At 40.3% G+C, this 16,706-nt stretch carries 16 protein-coding genes; 13 read left to right on the top strand and 3 right to left on the bottom strand.

Annotated elements, in window-relative coordinates; translation table 11 throughout:
- The first annotated feature begins 15 nt into the window (after positions 1 to 15).
- The 7 genes from ACFVSW_RS01720 (at position 16) to ACFVSW_RS01690 (ending at position 5,323) form a co-directional block, all read left to right on the top strand.
- On the top strand, positions 16 to 816 hold the full coding sequence (locus ACFVSW_RS01720) for a class II aldolase/adducin family protein (RefSeq protein WP_387311466.1): 801 nt from the start codon (positions 16 to 18) through the stop codon (positions 814 to 816).
- Positions 817 to 971: 155 nt separating this feature from the next.
- Positions 972 to 1,514, top strand: coding sequence for a TlpA disulfide reductase family protein (locus ACFVSW_RS01715; protein WP_387311464.1), 543 nt, complete (start codon positions 972 to 974; stop codon positions 1,512 to 1,514).
- 127 nt (positions 1,515 to 1,641) lie between these two features.
- A complete protein-coding gene (locus tag ACFVSW_RS01710) occupies positions 1,642 to 1,773 on the top strand; it encodes an FbpB family small basic protein (RefSeq protein WP_387311462.1) in 132 nt (43 codons plus the stop codon).
- Positions 1,774 to 1,839: 66 nt separating this feature from the next.
- Positions 1,840 to 1,986, top strand: a complete 147-nt coding sequence (locus ACFVSW_RS01705) for an acid-soluble spore protein N (RefSeq protein WP_024026884.1) — start codon at positions 1,840 to 1,842, stop codon at positions 1,984 to 1,986.
- A gap of 218 nt (positions 1,987 to 2,204) precedes the next feature.
- Positions 2,205 to 2,420, top strand: coding sequence for a small acid-soluble spore protein Tlp (gene tlp / locus ACFVSW_RS01700; protein ID WP_387311459.1), 216 nt, complete (start codon positions 2,205 to 2,207; stop codon positions 2,418 to 2,420).
- A gap of 126 nt (positions 2,421 to 2,546) precedes the next feature.
- Positions 2,547 to 4,874 carry an AAA family ATPase gene (locus tag ACFVSW_RS01695; protein WP_387311662.1) on the top strand — a complete coding sequence of 776 codons (2,328 nt, stop codon included), beginning with the start codon at positions 2,547 to 2,549 and terminating at the stop codon, positions 4,872 to 4,874.
- A gap of 20 nt (positions 4,875 to 4,894) precedes the next feature.
- A complete protein-coding gene (locus tag ACFVSW_RS01690; protein ID WP_387311457.1) occupies positions 4,895 to 5,323 on the top strand; it encodes an acyl-CoA thioesterase in 429 nt (142 codons plus the stop codon).
- A gap of 49 nt (positions 5,324 to 5,372) precedes the next feature.
- Here ACFVSW_RS01690 and ACFVSW_RS01685 read toward each other — a convergent pair whose 3' ends face one another.
- Genes ACFVSW_RS01685 through plsY form a run of 3 tightly spaced genes read right to left on the bottom strand, consistent with a single transcriptional unit; the run spans position 5,373 to position 7,478 of the window.
- Complete coding sequence (locus ACFVSW_RS01685; protein WP_387311455.1) at positions 5,373 to 5,669, bottom strand: HesB/YadR/YfhF family protein; 297 nt, start codon at positions 5,667 to 5,669, stop codon at positions 5,373 to 5,375.
- A gap of 58 nt (positions 5,670 to 5,727) precedes the next feature.
- Positions 5,728 to 6,879 carry a CapA family protein gene (locus ACFVSW_RS01680; protein WP_387311453.1) on the bottom strand — a complete coding sequence of 384 codons (1,152 nt, stop codon included), beginning with the start codon at positions 6,877 to 6,879 and terminating at the stop codon, positions 5,728 to 5,730.
- A gap of 14 nt (positions 6,880 to 6,893) precedes the next feature.
- Positions 6,894 to 7,478, bottom strand: coding sequence for a glycerol-3-phosphate 1-O-acyltransferase PlsY (gene plsY, locus ACFVSW_RS01675; RefSeq protein ID WP_387311451.1), 585 nt, complete (start codon positions 7,476 to 7,478; stop codon positions 6,894 to 6,896).
- A 192-nt stretch (positions 7,479 to 7,670) separates the two neighbouring features.
- Here plsY and ACFVSW_RS01670 point away from each other — a divergent pair, with 192 nt between their 5' ends.
- The 6 genes from ACFVSW_RS01670 to ACFVSW_RS01645 all read left to right on the top strand — a co-directional run bounded on the left by ACFVSW_RS01670 (position 7,671) and on the right by ACFVSW_RS01645 (position 16,566).
- Complete coding sequence (locus ACFVSW_RS01670) at positions 7,671 to 9,410, top strand: glycosyl hydrolase family 18 protein (RefSeq protein WP_387311449.1); 1,740 nt, start codon at positions 7,671 to 7,673, stop codon at positions 9,408 to 9,410.
- Positions 9,411 to 9,668: 258 nt separating this feature from the next.
- Complete coding sequence (locus ACFVSW_RS01665; RefSeq protein ID WP_387311447.1) at positions 9,669 to 10,520, top strand: sensor histidine kinase; 852 nt, start codon at positions 9,669 to 9,671, stop codon at positions 10,518 to 10,520.
- A gap of 67 nt (positions 10,521 to 10,587) precedes the next feature.
- Positions 10,588 to 11,001: a CoA-binding protein gene (locus ACFVSW_RS01660; RefSeq protein WP_387311445.1), complete on the top strand. Its 414-nt coding sequence runs from the start codon at positions 10,588 to 10,590 to the stop codon at positions 10,999 to 11,001.
- A gap of 298 nt (positions 11,002 to 11,299) precedes the next feature.
- Positions 11,300 to 13,279, top strand: a complete 1,980-nt coding sequence (gene parE, locus ACFVSW_RS01655; protein ID WP_387311443.1) for a DNA topoisomerase IV subunit B — start codon at positions 11,300 to 11,302, stop codon at positions 13,277 to 13,279.
- Complete coding sequence (gene parC, locus ACFVSW_RS01650; protein WP_387311441.1) at positions 13,276 to 15,714, top strand: DNA topoisomerase IV subunit A; 2,439 nt, start codon at positions 13,276 to 13,278, stop codon at positions 15,712 to 15,714. The genes parE and parC overlap by 4 nt, the downstream gene beginning before the upstream one ends.
- A gap of 96 nt (positions 15,715 to 15,810) precedes the next feature.
- Entirely contained in the window at positions 15,811 to 16,566 is a 756-nt protein-coding gene (locus ACFVSW_RS01645) for a hypothetical protein (RefSeq protein WP_387311439.1), read from the top strand.
- Positions 16,567 to 16,706 lie beyond the last annotated feature (140 nt).

Genomic DNA, 16,706 nt, shown 5'->3' with positions numbered 1-16,706 from the left:
AAAGCAGGGGTGCTTATGATAACAGAAATAAAATATAAAAAACAAATTTGTGACATTGGAAAAAGGATATATGAAAAGGGATTTGTTGCTGCAAACGATGGCAACATTTCCATCCGGCTTAGCGACAATGAATTCCTGATTACGCCAACGGGTGTAAGTAAGGGCTTTTTGGCTCCTGAGATGATAGTAAAGGTGGATGGACATGGGAATGTGCTTGAAGGGACTCCTCCGTACCGGCCGACATCAGAAATGAAAATGCATCTGAGCGTTTACCGAGAACGTCCGGATATACAAGCTGTTGTTCATGTTCACCCGCCATATGCAACGGCATTTGCTATTGCTGGAATCCCTTTAGATCAAGCGATCATGCCGGAATCAGTTGTCTATCTTGGAACGATCCCTGTTGCGGAATATGGGACCCCGTCGACAAATGAAATACCAGATGCCGTCCAAAAGTTTGTTCATCACCATCAAGGCGTGTTATTAGAAAATCATGGTGCTTTAACATGGGGAAAAGACTTAGAGCATGCCTATTATTTAATGGAATCATTAGAATTCACTGCAAAAATTAATTGGATTGCCAAACAAATAAATGGCGATCGTGAACTATCGAAAAAACACGTTCAAACACTTGTTGAGCTGAAAACGAAAATGGGGATTAACAGTAAATCGCCATGTGGGGCCGAAACGGCTGAAGGTATCCATGCCAAGAAAATTTCCCCTCCATTCGAACAATCCTTATCGGAACAAGATATGAACCTGATCGTCGATAAGGTCACCAAAAATGTTCTAGAAGAATTGAAAAAACTATTTTGAAAAACGAACGCTTGCGCTACAGTCCATCCCCCGCTAAGCTGGCACATGCGATTTTCTAAAATTGTCACAGATTTGGCATAGAAAAGCTTCGATTCACCTAAGTTAATAGTGTAAAATCGATATTGCGGATACAGAATTAAAGGAGGTTTTCGGGGATGATAAAAAAAGTAATTGCTGCTGTTCTTTTAATTACATTATTGACAGTTGCGATTGTGCAGGCAATGGATAAACGGACAGAGAAACCCGAAACAGAAACGGCTAGTCAAACAGCTTCAACTAAAGAAACCCTTGGTATTGGAGTAAAGGCCCCTGATTTTGAGCTAAAAACATTGACGGGGGAAACGGTTAAACTCTCCAATTTAAAAGGAAAAAAAGTTATGCTTAACTTTTGGGCTACTTGGTGCGGGCCATGTAAAGCAGAAATGCCGGAAATGGAACAATTCTCTAAGCAAATCGGAGACGATATCGTAATTTTAGCCGTTAACATAGATCCACAATTGGATGTAAAAGGGTTTGTTGACGAAAATAAAATTACCTTTCCAATCCTTCTTGATACAGATGACAAAGTAAATGAAACCTATCAGATTATGGCGATCCCGACTACCTATTTTATCGACAGCAAGGGAATCATTCAGAATAAATATCCAGGAACCATGAAACTGAATATCATGGAAGAATATACAAAAAAATTAAACTGAGACGTTGGTTAAACGCCAATGTCTTTTTTATTTGAAATAATCGATATAATTTTCGAAAAGTTGTAATAATTGCAACCGTTTCCGGGCATAATAACTGTTACAATAGTTAATAAGGAAGGTGATACCCATGAGAAAACCAAGAAAACAATCCTTTGCAGAACTAGTATTAGAAAATAAATCACAATTGTTAAAAGATCGTGCTGCGATGGAAAAAATTGAACAGCGCTTAGAACAAAAACGCCTTGGCAAAGCCGAGTAATACAAAGTTTTCCAATCATGGTTTTTCATCCTTATGGACAAAATGTAAATAAGGAGGGATCATGAGATGAGTAATGAAACAGGTTATAAAACAAAACGTTTTAAACCAGATCACATTGGAACACAACCTCGAGGGTTTGGCGGCAATAAAGGGAAAAAGATGCAAGATACGTCTGGAAAGCATGCCCAAGTGATGCAAACCAAAGGTGAATAATTTATTGATACAAGACCTACATGGCACTAGCCAGCAGGTCTTTTTTGTCCGATAGGAAAGTAAACTTTCCAATTAGGCATAAGTTGCAACTACACCTCATGAAGCGCCAATCGCAAAGTTTTCTTTATCGTGAAAATTTCGCTATTCATGTGATATTTTTTTCATCCGGTAACAAACTATATTTGTACCAAATAAACTATTATGGAGGAATTGGACCCATGGCTTTTGATAACAAACCCAAACCGGACGATCGCAGTGATAATGCTGAAAAGCTTCAGTCGATGATTGATGATACCACGGAAAACATTGCAAAAGCGGAACAATCTCTAGAATTTACCGATAGTGAACAGCAGCGCCAGCAAATTGAAGAAAAGAATCATCGCAGACGGGAAAGCATTGAATCGTTTAAAGCAGAAATTCAGGATGAGACATAAATATATTACGTATTTCAAAAAGGACCTGAGCTATAATTCAGGTCCTTTTCCAATTTCTAATCTCTTTATTTAGTGATTAGAATATGGGTGTGATAAGATAATAAGGAGATTTTTAAAAAAGAAGTGATGAATTTGGAACAACAAGATAAACAGCTTTTATTATCCAGCGAGCAAATTGTGCAGTGGGAACGGGAGCTTAACGAAACAGGGTTTATTCGCAGTCAAAGCCAGTTAGTTGCCGCGATCAGTCATGAGTCCAATCCCGTTACATCATCGAAGTTGTTAACACTTGCGGCGCTCTCAAGACTTGGACGAAATTCCGAAGACTCATTGGCATTTGTTTGGCTCGATAAGGCAATAAAGCTAGATCCTGAGAACCAACGGGCGAAAGAATTTATGATTCGGTCTGATTGGAAGAAGTTAAATGACTTGCTCGACCCACTTTCTTTCCCACCGATAAGGGAAACGGATAATCGCACGGCAAAGAAGAAGACTGCAGAGCAGTACATAGAAATATGTCAAAGCTTTTTAACAGGAGTGGATGCACAGCTACAAAAGCTACAAGATGATCTAGATTTGGCTGTAAAGCTTGCCAATCAAGATGCTTATCTAACGTATCACCAACTTCATGATTTGCTTGCTGCAGCAAACGAGGAAACAAGCAGCTTGCTGAAAGCGGCAGAAGAATACGATCAATCGATTACCGGTGTCTTTCACACATCCACCTTTTATGATGAGTTAAAATTGCATCTTTCTCGCGTGGAAGAAATCAAGCAGAAATGGCAGCAGCTATTTGTTGATGCAGCGGACATAATCGCAGCGCCAGAAAATGCTCTAGAGCAATTAAATAATATGATTGGCATGGCTTCGGTTAAAAAGAGGGTTAATGATTTTTACCGATTTCTAAAGTACCAAAAACAGCGGAAGGAACTTGGCTTTCAAGTGAAGGATGAGCTAAGTTTGAATATGATTTTAACAGGGAATCCAGGTACAGGAAAAACAACGCTGGCACGCTTGCTTGCAAAAATTTATCATGAGCTCGGAGTTCTGCCCCGTGCGGAAGTAATCGAAACAGACCGTTCTCAATTGGTAGGCTCGTTTGTTGGCCAAACAGAAGAAAATGTAAGGGCTGTAGTAGAACGCTCGATTGGCGGCGTTTTATTTATTGATGAAGCCTATAGTTTAAAACGTGTTGGGCAAACAGGAAATGATTATGGGCAGGCAGCAATTGATACGCTTGTTTCATTGATGACAGGACATGAGCATGAGGGGAAGTTTGCTGTCATTCTAGCTGGTTATCCTGATGAAATGCGCTCCTTTTTGGATGCAAATCCCGGTCTCAGAAGTCGTTTCCCACAGTCTAATTTTATTCATTTACCTGATTATTCGAATGAAGAGCTTACCCTAATTGCGGAAGCTGCTGCTGCCGATAATGATTACTTTATCACTGAGGAATCCAAAATTGAAATTGGCCACCGGCTTGATCAGGAGCGGGTAGATGATTCCTTTGGCAATGCAAGAACTGTTCGCAATATCGTGTTGGATGCCATTTTTAAGAAAGGGGCAGACAACCGGGAAAAAGAAGCGGACATTCTCGAATATATGTTTCTTAATCCAGAAGACTTTCGATTGGAAAAAGACGAAGCACCCGAATCACCGACTGAACAGCTCGAACGTTTAATTGGGCTTGAACCTTTAAAAGGAGAATTGAAGTCACTTATTTCGTTTGTAAAAATGCAGCAATTTCGAAGGAAAAATGGGTTGCCGGCGGTACCTATCCAGCTTCATTCAGTCTTTACGGGAAACCCCGGTACAGGAAAAACGACAGTGGCGAAAATCTATGCAGCGTTTTTAAAAGAATGCGGAATTTTAAAAAGAGGACATCTCATTGTAGCGAGCCGAGCAGATTTTGTCGCGGGATATGTCGGTCAAACAACTGGGAAAACAAAGAAGAAGATCAAGGAATCCCTTGGCGGCGTGTTATTTATTGATGAGGCTTATTCCCTCCTTTCGAATTCAGCTGGTGATTTCGGCAAAGAGGTCATTGATACACTAGTCGATGAAATGACGAAGCATAATGAAAATTTAGTTGTGATATTGGCGGGTTATCCTAATGAAATGAATCAGCTTCTTGAGAGCAACCCGGGCCTGCGCTCAAGGTTTAAAAAGTTCTTCCACTTTCCTGATTATTCAGCGGTAGAACTTCTGGAAATCATGACCTCTTATGCTGAAAGCTATCAATACCAAATTACAGAGGATGCGGGGAATTTGCTGCGGCAAACATTAGAAGAAACCGTCTTTAAGGGGAATGGACGCTTTGCGACAAATTTAGTAGACGAAATGATACAAGCTCAAGCCTCTAGATTAATGGCAGTCGAGGGAGACGAACATCTATTTGAAAGTTCAATGTTCCTAGATGTAGAAGATGTCAAAACAGCATTAAATAAAATGTAAATAGGAAAGGATCTTTGCACGTGGATAATTATTTTGTTTCAACTAGAGAGATTCAGCTTTACTATGCTGATACCGATATGATGGGTGTCATTTACCATGCCAATTATTTGAAATTTTTTGAGCTAGGCCGTACCGGGTTTATTGAAGACCTCGGATATAGTTATTTGGCGATGGAGGAAGCCGGTTATTATGCCCCTGTTTATGATATTCAAATTACCTATAAAAAACCGTTACGATATGGAGATCAAGCATTTGTAAAGACATGGGTGGAATTAAATGATGGCATTAAAACCATTTACGGCTACGCGATTATGAACGGGAATGAAGAAGAGTGCGCTGTGGGGACATCCACCCACATTATAGTCAAAAAAGATAATTTTAGACCAACTTCTTTTAAAAAGACCTTTCCTGAGTGGTACTTAAAATATGAGGATGTTAAGAAAAAATAGATATAAACAAAACAGGCACACCATGGAAAATTTCAAGTGTGCCTGTTCCTTATTCTTCTTTTTGATAGTGAAAAACAGGTTCATCATAGTCTGCATGGTATTCAATCAGTAAATCGTGGTTATCAAAGTACCATAAATCTCTTTCTTCAATATAAAAAGTAATACCTGCTAAAATGGATTTAGCCCCAATATCTTCGGGCTGTTCAGTAGAAATACCGAGTGAAAAGCCACTTTGAACCGTACTGCATCCGCCGTACCTAGCATAGAACCGAACAAAGCCTCCATCGGTAAGACTGAGTTCCTCCTTATACCATGCTGCTGCATCACTTGTTATCTGAATGTTCATTTGGATGAACTCCTTTCTAATGAGATAAATTTTCGACCTTGAGATTGTTTTCGCTTTTCTATCGTAACCATTGGACCATATGCTGCTGGATTTCCTTGTATTTCGCATCCGCGTTCGGAAGACCGTACGAACCCGCTTGTTCTAAAGGAACAACCTTAAAATGATGATATTTTTGACTTGTAACGTAGGTTGGATAAAAGACAGGGTTCGAAAGTTCAATCGAATTGCCTTTTTCTTGCACGTGTTTGGTGATGTCAATTGTCGCTAATCCGCCAATATCTTTATAATCATTATACTGTGCTGATATAAAGTTTCCTAACGAATAAATGACAAACGTTTTTCGGCCATCGCTGGTATTAATCCATTCCATCGGCTGCAAAACATGTGGATGGGAGCCAAAAATGACGTCGACGCCCTCATTTGCCAGAAAGGCAGCTAACTCCTTTTGATCATTTGTCGGGATTCGCTGGTACTCATTTCCCCAATGGATGCTTATAACGACCACATCTGCAACATTTTTGGCGCGATGGATTTCTTCCTTCATTACTTCGCGGTCAATCAGGTTAACAAGATAATCCTTTCCTTTGGGAACGGGTATTCCGTTCGTTCCGTATGTGTAGGCAAGAAAGGCAAGCTTGATCCCGTTTTTAGTAACGATCCTTAATTTTTGGCGATCTTTTTCATCAATAAAACTCCCCACATGTGGTAAACCAATACTATCTAAATAAGCTGATTCCGACTGAATTCCTTTTTCGCCTTGATCTAAGGTATGATTATTGGCGGTCGAAACCATGTCGACACCTGTATCGACAAGTGCATTTGCCACTTCGTGCGGACTATTGAACCTTGGATAACCGGATAGACCCAGCTCCAGACCCCCTAACATACTCTCTTGATTGGCTGTGAGAAAGTCTGGCTTTTCTAATAAAGGTTTCACCTGATCAAACATCGGGTCGAAATCATATGTGGCTCCGTTGAAGGCATCTTGATAGACGGGGGTATGAATAAGAATATCACCAATGCCACCAAGGGTTATTTTTTCGGTCAGGCTCCGATTCTCATTTGATGAAGATCTCGGCTGATGATTTTTCACAGGAAAATGCTTTTCGTCTGCGGGAGGTTCTTGCTGTTGCTGAATAAAGAGGACAAAAGCAACAGCAATGCATCCGATGATAATGATAACCGATGGAAAAAGGATCTTCTTTTTCATATTAGCTCCTTAAATCATAACCATTTGATTTTTGGCTCTGTCTTATTGATGATTCTTTTAATATTAGCTCGGTGTCGATAGATAACAAATAAAGTTAAAAGGGCAACAGCGATTAGCAGGGGGATATTCCAAAGAACAAGCCCATAAATGACTCCACAAACACCTGCAAGCATCGAGGATAAGGAAACATATTTAGTTATGTATAGACTGATAAAAAAGACGACCAGGACAGCAATAAACATAAGCGGTGCACAGAATAACAGGACCCCGCCTGAAGTGGCAACTGCTTTACCGCCGCGAAACCCGGCAAAAATGGGATAGGTATGTCCCACAACAGCAAAAGCCCCGGCAATTAATGGATTGAGATCCAGATGAAAAAGCACAGGTAAAGATGCTGCTAGCGTACCTTTTAGTATATCGGCGAGAGTGACAGCTAATCCCGCTTTTACTCCAAGTGTTCGAAATGTGTTTGTTCCCCCTAAATTACCGCTCCCATGTTCACGGATATCCGTTTTATAAAAAACTTTTCCAATGATTAATCCGGATGGGATGGAACCTAGTAAATAGGCAAGGATTAATACTAAAATAATTTGAATCATTAATGATTTCCCCTTCAATAAAAGATACAGTGCTTATATTTTACCATGTAATTGCGCAAAAACACCAATGGATTAATTAATATCCATAAAGGAAATTACCGAGGAATTGATAAATTATTACGGAATTGTAAAAATCCCTTCTCATTTCCAAGCGGATACTTTACGATAAGGAAATAAGGGGGAAAGAGAACCATGGCAAGAGTTATCTATCATAAAAATAAAAAAGTGGCAACGAAGTGGATTATAGGAGGATTAATAGGTGCTTGTTTGCTTATTCTTTCCTCCATATTCCTGTTATTATATCCGTTTGCATCAACAGATAAAAAAGTATATTTTCAAGGTGAAAATCCGATTCTTTATTCAGGGCTTCAGAAAGGGAATGCCTTAATAGAAGGAGATACCCTGTTTGTTCCATTAACATTCATGCAGGAAAACATCGATGATAGCATCATTTATGATGAAAAGTCAAAATCGGTTATCATTACAACCAAAGATAAAGTTGTACAAATGCCAACAGATTCACTAACCTATTTTGTGAATGAAAAGACGGTCGACTTACAGCTTTCACCGATCATCACTAAGAATGGAGAAATTTTCATTGCACTCGACCCGATTCTCCCCTTCTATCCAATCCAGTATAGGAAATTGCCTGAGAGTAAGGCCATTTGGATTCAAAAAGATGGGGAACAATACGAGAATGGCAGATTAATAGATAAGGATGTCAATAAAGAAAAGCTTAGATTGCGTACTGAACCAACTTGGCGCTCCCCATATACGGCCGAAATGACAAAAAGTGAACTTGTCACGATCGAAGGCGCGAAAGAGGACTTTTACCTAGTCAGGAAAGCAAATGGCATAAGCGGCTATCTCAAAAAAGACTATGTTTCTAAGCAAGACACCGTTAAAATCAACATTAGCCGTGAAAGCAAAACGTTTCAAATGCCCAAGTTAGATGGCCCGATTCAATTAACATGGGAAGCGGTTTACACAAAAAACCCTGACACTACTAAAATAGCTAATATGACAGGTGTAAATGTTATCTCGCCAACGTGGTTTTCGCTTGCAGGCAGCGATGGTTCAATCAAGAATCTAGCTTCCCTGGATTTTAGTAAATGGGCACAGGCAAAGGGTTATCAAGTATGGGGTGTGTTTTCAAACGCATTTGATCCCAAACTCACTCATGAAGCATTAAAAGACTTTGAAACCCGGCAAACCATCATCCGGCAATTGCTCCATTTTAGTCAGATGTATCAGCTGCAGGGAATCAACTTTGATATTGAAAACGTAAATCAAGAGGATGGACCATTTGTCACGCAGTTCATGAGAGAGGCGGCACCATACCTGCATGATGCAGGGCTTGTTGTATCAATGGATATCACTTTTTCTGCAGGCGATAACAACAACTGGTCATCCTTCTATGAAAGACCGAAACTTGCCCAAATAGTCGATTATTTGATTGTTATGGCTTATGATGAACATACGGGGGCATCGTCTGGGGCTGGAAGCGTGGCAAGTCTGCCATGGGTCGAACGAAACCTTCAAAATCTGTTGTCAGAGGTTTCCAATGAAAGGCTCGTCCTTGGAGTTCCCTTATATGCAAGGCTATGGAAGGAACAAACGAATGCGGATGGCTCAACGGAAGTAACGGCAAAGGCTCTGGCAATGGATCAAGTGAAGACATGGCTTACCGAAAAAGGTCTGAAGCCATCCTATGATGAAGCTAGCGGTCAAAACTATGCTGAATATGATGATCAGGCCGAAAACGCCACATATAAAATTTGGCTTGAAGATGAATCATCCTTGCAAAAACGAGCGGCTTTAGCTGTAAAATATGAATTAGCTGGTGTTGGGACATGGTCAAGATTTTTTGGCGACCAAACAGCCTGGACGGCCTTGGATTTAAAGGCAGCCAAGGCCTTAACACAAAAATAAAAGGAATAGAAAAAGGACCGGATTAGCGGTCCTTTTTCTATTCCTTTTTTTAATCTGTCAATTCTGAGAACAAAAATCATCAATTTTATTACGAAAATATGGAGAATTTTCAAACCATTTGTTAACTCGTTGAAAGCCATATATAAAGCCCCTATAATTTAGTTAAAATCAAATTCATAACAAAAAAACGGCCGTGCGAATACAACCCATGTTCGGTTTATCTAATAATTTTTCAATCTATTTTAGGGGGTGAGCCTTTTGAAAGAGCAATCGGAAGGTAAAAAGAACGATCAAGATTTAGCGAAAAAGTATGAGTTAATTTTGCAGCAAAATCGCTATTTAGAAAAACGACTCCAGGAAGAGGTGGTAAAGAATAAGCAGAAAGACACGATTTTGATTGAGCAATCCAGACTAGCTGCAATGGGAGGAATGGTTGCGAGTATTGGGCACCAATGGCGTCAACCGTTAAACAATTTATCTCTAATGATTCATGACGTAAGAGAGGCACTTGAGTTTGGCGAAATTGACAATCAATACATTGACCGGTTCACAAGGGAAAGCATGCAACAGATTAAACATATGGCTCGGACGATCAATGATTTCCGGAAGTTCTATAAACCGAATAAGGAAAAATCGTTTTTTTCGGTCGGAGATTCGATTGAAGAGGCTTTGTCGATTTTTTCTATAAGCCTGAAAAATCATGGAATTCAAGTGGAATTTGAATACAGAGGACAACAAATGGCTTATGGCTATCCGAATGAATATAGCCAGGTGGTGTTAAATATCCTAACAAATGCCCGAGACGCGTTTGTCCAAAAAGGTATTAGCCATCGGAAATTAGTGATAAAAATTGGCGAAAGCGGGCAATTTATTAAATCGGAGTTCATTGATAATGCAGGTGGAATTGAGCCAACACTGTTAAAGAAGGTTTTCGACCCCTATTTTACCACAAGGCCGCAAGGATCGGGTCTTGGGCTTTATATGACGAAGATGATTCTCGAGAATATGAATGGTAGTGTCACGGTAGAAAATACAGGTGAAGGCACACGCTTCTGTCTATCAGTGCCGAAGGTTTCCGCAGCGATTGAACAAGAACTTCTAACGGTTTAAATCCATTTATTATCTTTTTTTATCGAAAAAAGGTAAAATTAAGAAAACAACCTTAGGAGTGATTACTATGACAATTGAAAATCCAAGCCGCGCAGAACTTGGCACTATTTTAAAAAAGGCAAAAAGAATTGCAGTCGTTGGTTTAAGTAATAATCCGGAGCGCACTTCCTATCAAGTTTCCGCAGTCATGCAGAAGGCAGGCTATGAAATTATTCCTGTAAACCCAACCATCGATGAAGTACTTGGTGTAAAAGCTGTTGCTGCCTTAAAGGATATTGAAGGCCACGTGGACATTGTCAACGTTTTCCGCCGTTCTGAACAGTTGTTTGATGTAGCGAAGGAATTTGACGAGATCGATGCAGACGTCTTTTGGGCCCAGCTGGGTCTCGCCAATGAAGCCGCTTACGAGTTCTTAAAGGAAAAAGGATATACGGTCGTTATGGACCGCTGTATAAAGGTCGAGCATTCCTTAACAAGATAAAGTCTATTTTTAGGAAAAACTGCTAAATAGTTGGCAGTTTTTTCTTTTTTTTTCGCTTAAAAAACACCAACAAAGTGTTACAAAATGGGGTTGTTTTAAATTTCGTATTTGCCAAATCAAAATAAATCGCTACAATAAAGCATAGACGCCGCGAGTAGATGTGATAAAATGAAAGTGGCAAACATTAGTTCCTTTTATTAAAAAGGATAATTCATTCTATTTACGAATCATTTATTAATTAGCAATTAAAGCAATTAGAAAAGTGTTTCTTTTTGTAGGGTATGAAAGGGGTATTTTAGTGGCAAGGATTCAGCAGGCTTTTGATTATAATGATGATGCCATACAGGTACTAGAAGGTCTTGAGGCGGTTAGAAAGCGCCCGGGAATGTATATTGGCAGCACCGATTCACGCGGTCTTCATCATCTCGTTTATGAGATTGTCGACAATTCAGTCGATGAAGCGCTCGGTGGATTTGGCGATCACATTATTGTCAGAATTTATAAGGATAATTCCATTAGCGTTATTGATAAAGGACGCGGAATGCCTACAGGTATGCATAAAATGGGCAAACCAACACCTGAGGTCATTTTAACCGTGCTTCATGCTGGCGGTAAATTTGGCCAGGGCGGTTATAAAACAAGCGGCGGTCTGCATGGTGTTGGTGCTTCTGTCGTTAATGCGTTATCAGAATGGTTAATCGTCACCATCAAAAGGGACGGATTTGTCTATGAACAGCGATTTGAAAATGGCGGCAAGCCGGTAACGACACTTGAGAAAATCGGCAAAACCAATCAAACAGGAACGACGATTCACTTTAAGCCAGATCCAACGATTTTTTTGACAACTACTTATAATTTTGAAACCTTATGTGAGAGGTTACGAGAGTCGGCCTTCTTGTTAAAAGGATTAAAAATTGAAATTATCGATGACAGAAATGACTTACATGAAATGTTTCATTACGAAAATGGCATTGAAGCCTTTGTTGAATATTTAAACGAAGAAAAGGATATCCTGCATCCCGTCATCAGCTTTGAAGGCGCCCAGAATGGCATTGAAGTTGATTTTGCCTTTCAATTCAACGATGGCTATTCAGAAAATATCCTTTCGTTTGTCAACAATGTCCGTACCCGGGATGGCGGAACACATGAAGCGGGTTCGAAAACCGCGATGACCCGCGTATTTAACGATTATGCCCGCAAGGTATCGTTCTTAAAAGACAAGGACAAGAACCTAGATGGTGCAGATATTCGTGAAGGGTTATCAGCAATTATCTCTGTCAGAATCCCGGAAGAACTGCTCCAGTTTGAAGGACAAACAAAAGGGAAATTGGGAACAAGTGAAGCAAGGTCTGCTGTAGATGCAGTTGTATCCGAGCATCTTTCCTACTTTCTTGAAGAAAATCCAGATATAAGTTCCCTTCTGATAAAAAAATCAATTAAAGCATACCAAGCACGTGAGGCTGCCCGAAAAGCACGTGAAGATGCAAGAAGCGGAAAAAAACGCAAGCGCTCGGACGCCGTCTTATCCGGTAAACTAACACCGGCACAATCCCGTAACCCGCAGAAAAATGAACTGTATTTGGTGGAGGGAGATTCTGCAGGCGGTTCTGCGAAACAAGGGCGTGACCGCCGCTTTCAGGCTGTATTACCCCTTAGAGGTAAGGTAATTAATACGGAAAAAGCGAAACTGGCAGATATTTTTAAAAATGAGGAAATCAATACGATTATCCATGCAATCGGCGGAGGAGTCGGAACGGATTTTAATGTTGCCGATATCAATTACGATAAAGTCGTCATTATGACGGATGCCGATACGGATGGAGCACATATTCAAGTTTTATTGCTAACCTTCTTTTATCGGTACATGAAGCCGCTTTTAGAGGCAGGAAAAGTGTTTATTGCCCTCCCGCCGCTTTACAAGGTAAGCAAAGGGACAGGGAAGAATGAAAAAATTGAGTACGCCTGGAATGACGATGAGCTCCAGGGAGCAATGCGAAAAGTAGGACGAGGCTATATTATTCAACGCTATAAAGGTCTTGGTGAAATGAATGCCGACCAGCTATGGGAAACAACCATGGATCCAGAAACCCGGACATTAATTCGCGTGAAAATTGATGATCTTGCAAGAGCAGAACGCCGGGTCACCACCTTAATGGGCGATAAGGTTGAACCGCGCCGTAAATGGATTGAAAGTAATGTCGCTTTTAGTCTAGATGAGGCCGACACAATTTTAGAAAATGAAAATATTACGGTCTCTGAGGAGGGTGCTGAAGGATGAGTGCAAACGAAAAATTCCGTGACTTACCTCTAGAAGATGTAATTGGTGACCGTTTTGGCAGATATAGTAAGTACATTATTCAGGAACGTGCCCTGCCAGATGCCAGAGACGGTTTAAAACCGGTACAACGAAGAATTCTCTTTGCGATGCATGTGGAAGGCAATACCTTTGATAAAGGTTTTCGTAAATCAGCGAAAACGGTTGGTAATGTTATCGGTAACTACCATCCGCATGGTGATTCTTCCGTTTATGAAGCAATGGTACGGATGAGTCAGGATTGGAAAGTCAGAAATGTTCTTGTACAGATGCACGGTAACAACGGTAGCGTTGATGGCGATCCGCCTGCAGCAATGCGTTATACAGAAGCAAGGCTATCTGCGATTTCGGCAGAGCTATTACGCGATATCGAAAAACAAACGGTTGAGTTTATTCCAAACTTTGATGATACGGCGAAGGAACCAACTGTCTTACCAGCGATGTTCCCAAATTTACTCGTCAATGGCTCAACTGGAATTTCAGCTGGTTATGCCACCGATATTCCGCCGCACCATCTTGGTGAAATTATCGATGGTGTCATCATGAGAATGGACAAGCCGGATGTTTCTGTTGATGAATTGATGACGATTGTCAAAGGACCGGATTTCCCGACAGGCGGGATTATTCAAGGAATTGACGGCATTAAGAAGGCCTATGAAACTGGTAAAGGCAAAATCATCGTTCGCAGTAAGGCCGATATTGAAGAGGTTCGCGGTGGTAGACAGCAAATTGTTGTGACTGAAATTCCCTATGAAATCAATAAGGCGAATCTTGTGAAAAAAATTGATGAGTTCCGCCTTGATCGTAAAGTCGAGGGAATATCAGAGGTACGCGATGAAACGGACCGGACTGGCCTTCGAATCGTTATTGAATTAAAAAAGGATGCCGATGCTGCAGGTGTCTTAAATTATCTATATAAAAATAGCGACCTCCAAGTTACCTATAATTTTAATATGGTGGCCATTCATAAGAAGCGTCCAACCTTAATGGGCCTGCGTGAATTATTAGATGCTTATATTGAGCATCAAAAGGATGTTGTCACGAAAAGATCGGAGTTCGAGCTAAACAAAGCAAAGGAACGCCAGCATATTGTTGAAGGATTAATGAAAGCATTATCCATCCTCGATGAAGTTATTGCGACCATCCGGGCATCGAAGGATAAACGTGATGCAAAGGACAATTTAATCGCGAAATTTGCGTTTACAGAACTGCAGGCGGAAGCAATTGTTTCCTTACAGCTTTACCGCTTAACAAACACTGATATTACCGCATTAAGACAGGAATCAGATGAATTAGCGAAGAAAATCGAAGAACTGACCAGTATTTTAGAAAGTGAAAAAAAGCTGCTCTCTGTCATCAAAAAGGATCTTAAAGAAGTGAAAAAACGCTTTGCTGATGAGCGCCGCTCCAAGATTGAAGCAGAGATTGAAGAGTTGAAAATTAATCTTGAGGTTACGGTTCCAAGTGAAGATGTAATTGTCACAGTAACCAAACATGGTTATGTAAAACGGACAAGCGGGCGTTCCTATGCTGCTTCAAATGGGCAGGACCCTGCGATGAAGGATTCCGATCGTTTGCTTGCACAGCTCGATATGAATACCCAGGATGTTCTGCTTCTATTTACGAATAAAGGGAATTACTTGTACTGCCCTGTTCATGAGCTCCCTGATATCCGCTGGAAGGACCTTGGACAGCATGTCGCAAACATCATTCCGATTGAACGAGATGAGGAAATTATCCAAGCCATACCAGTAAAGGACTTTGAAACGGAAGCCTTCATCGTTTTTGTTACGAAAAATGGGATGGTCAAGAAAACGGAGCTAAAAGCATATAAAGCACAGCGTTATTCCAAACCGCTAGTCGGCATCAATCTAAAGGATGATGATCAAGTTATTGATGTCCATCTAACAGACGGGACAAAGGAAGTTTTCTTAATTACCCACTTTGGTTATTCCCTCTGGTTCCATGAGGAAGAAATAAGTATTGTTGGTGTTCGTGCTGCAGGAGTAAAAGGAATTAACTTAAAAGACAGCGACTTTGTTGTCGGCGGTAAAATTCTTACTCTCGATAAAAACGAAACGATTGTTATCGCTACGCAGCGTGGTGCTGTGAAACGAATGAAATTAAAAGAGTTTGAAAAAGCAACCCGTGCGAAGCGTGGTGTTGTTATCTTAAGGGAACTCAAGGCTAACCCGCATCGAATCACGGGCTTTGTTATCGCCGCAGATGAGGATGTTTTATATATTCAGACAGATAAAGGCTATATAGAAGTCCTTAAAACGGCGGAGATTCACTTTAGTGACCGCTACTCAAACGGATCGTTTATCCTTGATGAGGGCGATAATGGTAAGGTTACTGCCATGTGGAAAGAGAAAGCAGCTGATATTCCAAGTGAATAGTTTTTTTGCAGGATCCTCTAAATATTAGAGGGTCCTGTTTCATTTTTTCCCCATAATTGGACATACTACTACTACGTGAGGATGGAGGGGAAAAGGATGAAAAAAGAGATACTGCTGGTGATTACATCGTTCTTTCTAATTTCTTTAACGGCAATTACCGGAGTATATGCAATTGAGGAAAAACAAAAAGTGGTCACTATTTCAAAACAGGAAGCAGATATTACAGGTGATGGAAAAGTAGATGTCATTTTGTTAAAGGGAATTCCATATCAGAATGAAACTTCTTTTTTGAAAGAGATTTTCATAGAGGTAAAGGCTTCTAATTCGAAGACCTATACATTCCCACTAGAAAGCGGTTCTAAGGCAGCTCTCGAGCTTGTCGACTTAAACCACGATATGGTGAAGGATATATTCGCAACAGTATTGACTGGCGGCAGTGGCGGCATAGTGGCTACCTATTTATATTCCTTAAAAGATTTTGAGTACTCCGATCTATCTGTACCAGATCCGCTGGAAATGGATGCGAAATTTTTAAATGGCTATAAAGCAGAAATAAAACTAACGCAAACAGGGAAATCCTATTTATTCGATTTAAAGGACCGTAAAAGGTATTACACAAAACTAGGTTTATACCATAATGCTATGCTTAATGAACCGACAGAATTAACGGTAAATCCATATAACAGCCTAACACCAGTTCGATTAAAAGATGGCAGGATGGGGTTAAGAGGGGTTCAGAGGGTAACTGGAATCGCTAACGCTGATACGATTGCCTATGTAGAATCAACATGGTTTTATCATAACGGACAATGGAAATTTATTAGTGCCGAAGTCAAGAAAGAAGAAGTATAGGGATCCCATATCAGTTCATAAACACAGGAAATCCTGTGTTTTATTTTTTTTACAAAAAATTGACAGGATTATGAATGAGGAATATACTTAGCAATGTAAATAATTAAGTTACCTAACTATTAGTTACCTAATATTAGGGT

Source organism: Neobacillus sp. NPDC058068, assembly GCF_042885335.1.
Taxonomy (GTDB): domain Bacteria; phylum Bacillota; class Bacilli; order Bacillales; family Cytobacillaceae; genus Neobacillus.
The sequence above is the reverse complement of the archived record's forward strand: the minus strand, read 5'-3'. Positions and strand labels throughout refer to the sequence as shown.

Bases quoted from the DNA above. Each gene is read 5' to 3' on its own strand.
- ACFVSW_RS01720 (WP_387311466.1), top strand. From the start codon at position 16: ATGATAACAGAAATAAAATATAAAAAACAAATTTGTGACATTGGAAAA.
- ACFVSW_RS01715 (WP_387311464.1), top strand. From the start codon at position 972: ATGATAAAAAAAGTAATTGCTGCTGTTCTTTTAATTACATTATTGACA.
- ACFVSW_RS01710 (WP_387311462.1), top strand. From the start codon at position 1,642: ATGAGAAAACCAAGAAAACAATCCTTTGCAGAACTAGTATTAGAAAAT.
- ACFVSW_RS01705 (WP_024026884.1), top strand. From the start codon at position 1,840: ATGAGTAATGAAACAGGTTATAAAACAAAACGTTTTAAACCAGATCAC.
- tlp (WP_387311459.1), top strand. From the start codon at position 2,205: ATGGCTTTTGATAACAAACCCAAACCGGACGATCGCAGTGATAATGCT.
- ACFVSW_RS01695 (WP_387311662.1), top strand. From the start codon at position 2,547: ATGAATTTGGAACAACAAGATAAACAGCTTTTATTATCCAGCGAGCAA.
- ACFVSW_RS01685 (WP_387311455.1), bottom strand. From the start codon at position 5,669: ATGAACATTCAGATAACAAGTGATGCAGCAGCATGGTATAAGGAGGAA.
- ACFVSW_RS01680 (WP_387311453.1), bottom strand. From the start codon at position 6,879: ATGAAAAAGAAGATCCTTTTTCCATCGGTTATCATTATCATCGGATGC.
- plsY (WP_387311451.1), bottom strand. From the start codon at position 7,478: ATGATTCAAATTATTTTAGTATTAATCCTTGCCTATTTACTAGGTTCC.
- ACFVSW_RS01670 (WP_387311449.1), top strand. From the start codon at position 7,671: ATGGCAAGAGTTATCTATCATAAAAATAAAAAAGTGGCAACGAAGTGG.
- ACFVSW_RS01660 (WP_387311445.1), top strand. From the start codon at position 10,588: ATGACAATTGAAAATCCAAGCCGCGCAGAACTTGGCACTATTTTAAAA.
- parC (WP_387311441.1), top strand. From the start codon at position 13,276: ATGAGTGCAAACGAAAAATTCCGTGACTTACCTCTAGAAGATGTAATT.
- ACFVSW_RS01645 (WP_387311439.1), top strand. From the start codon at position 15,811: ATGAAAAAAGAGATACTGCTGGTGATTACATCGTTCTTTCTAATTTCT.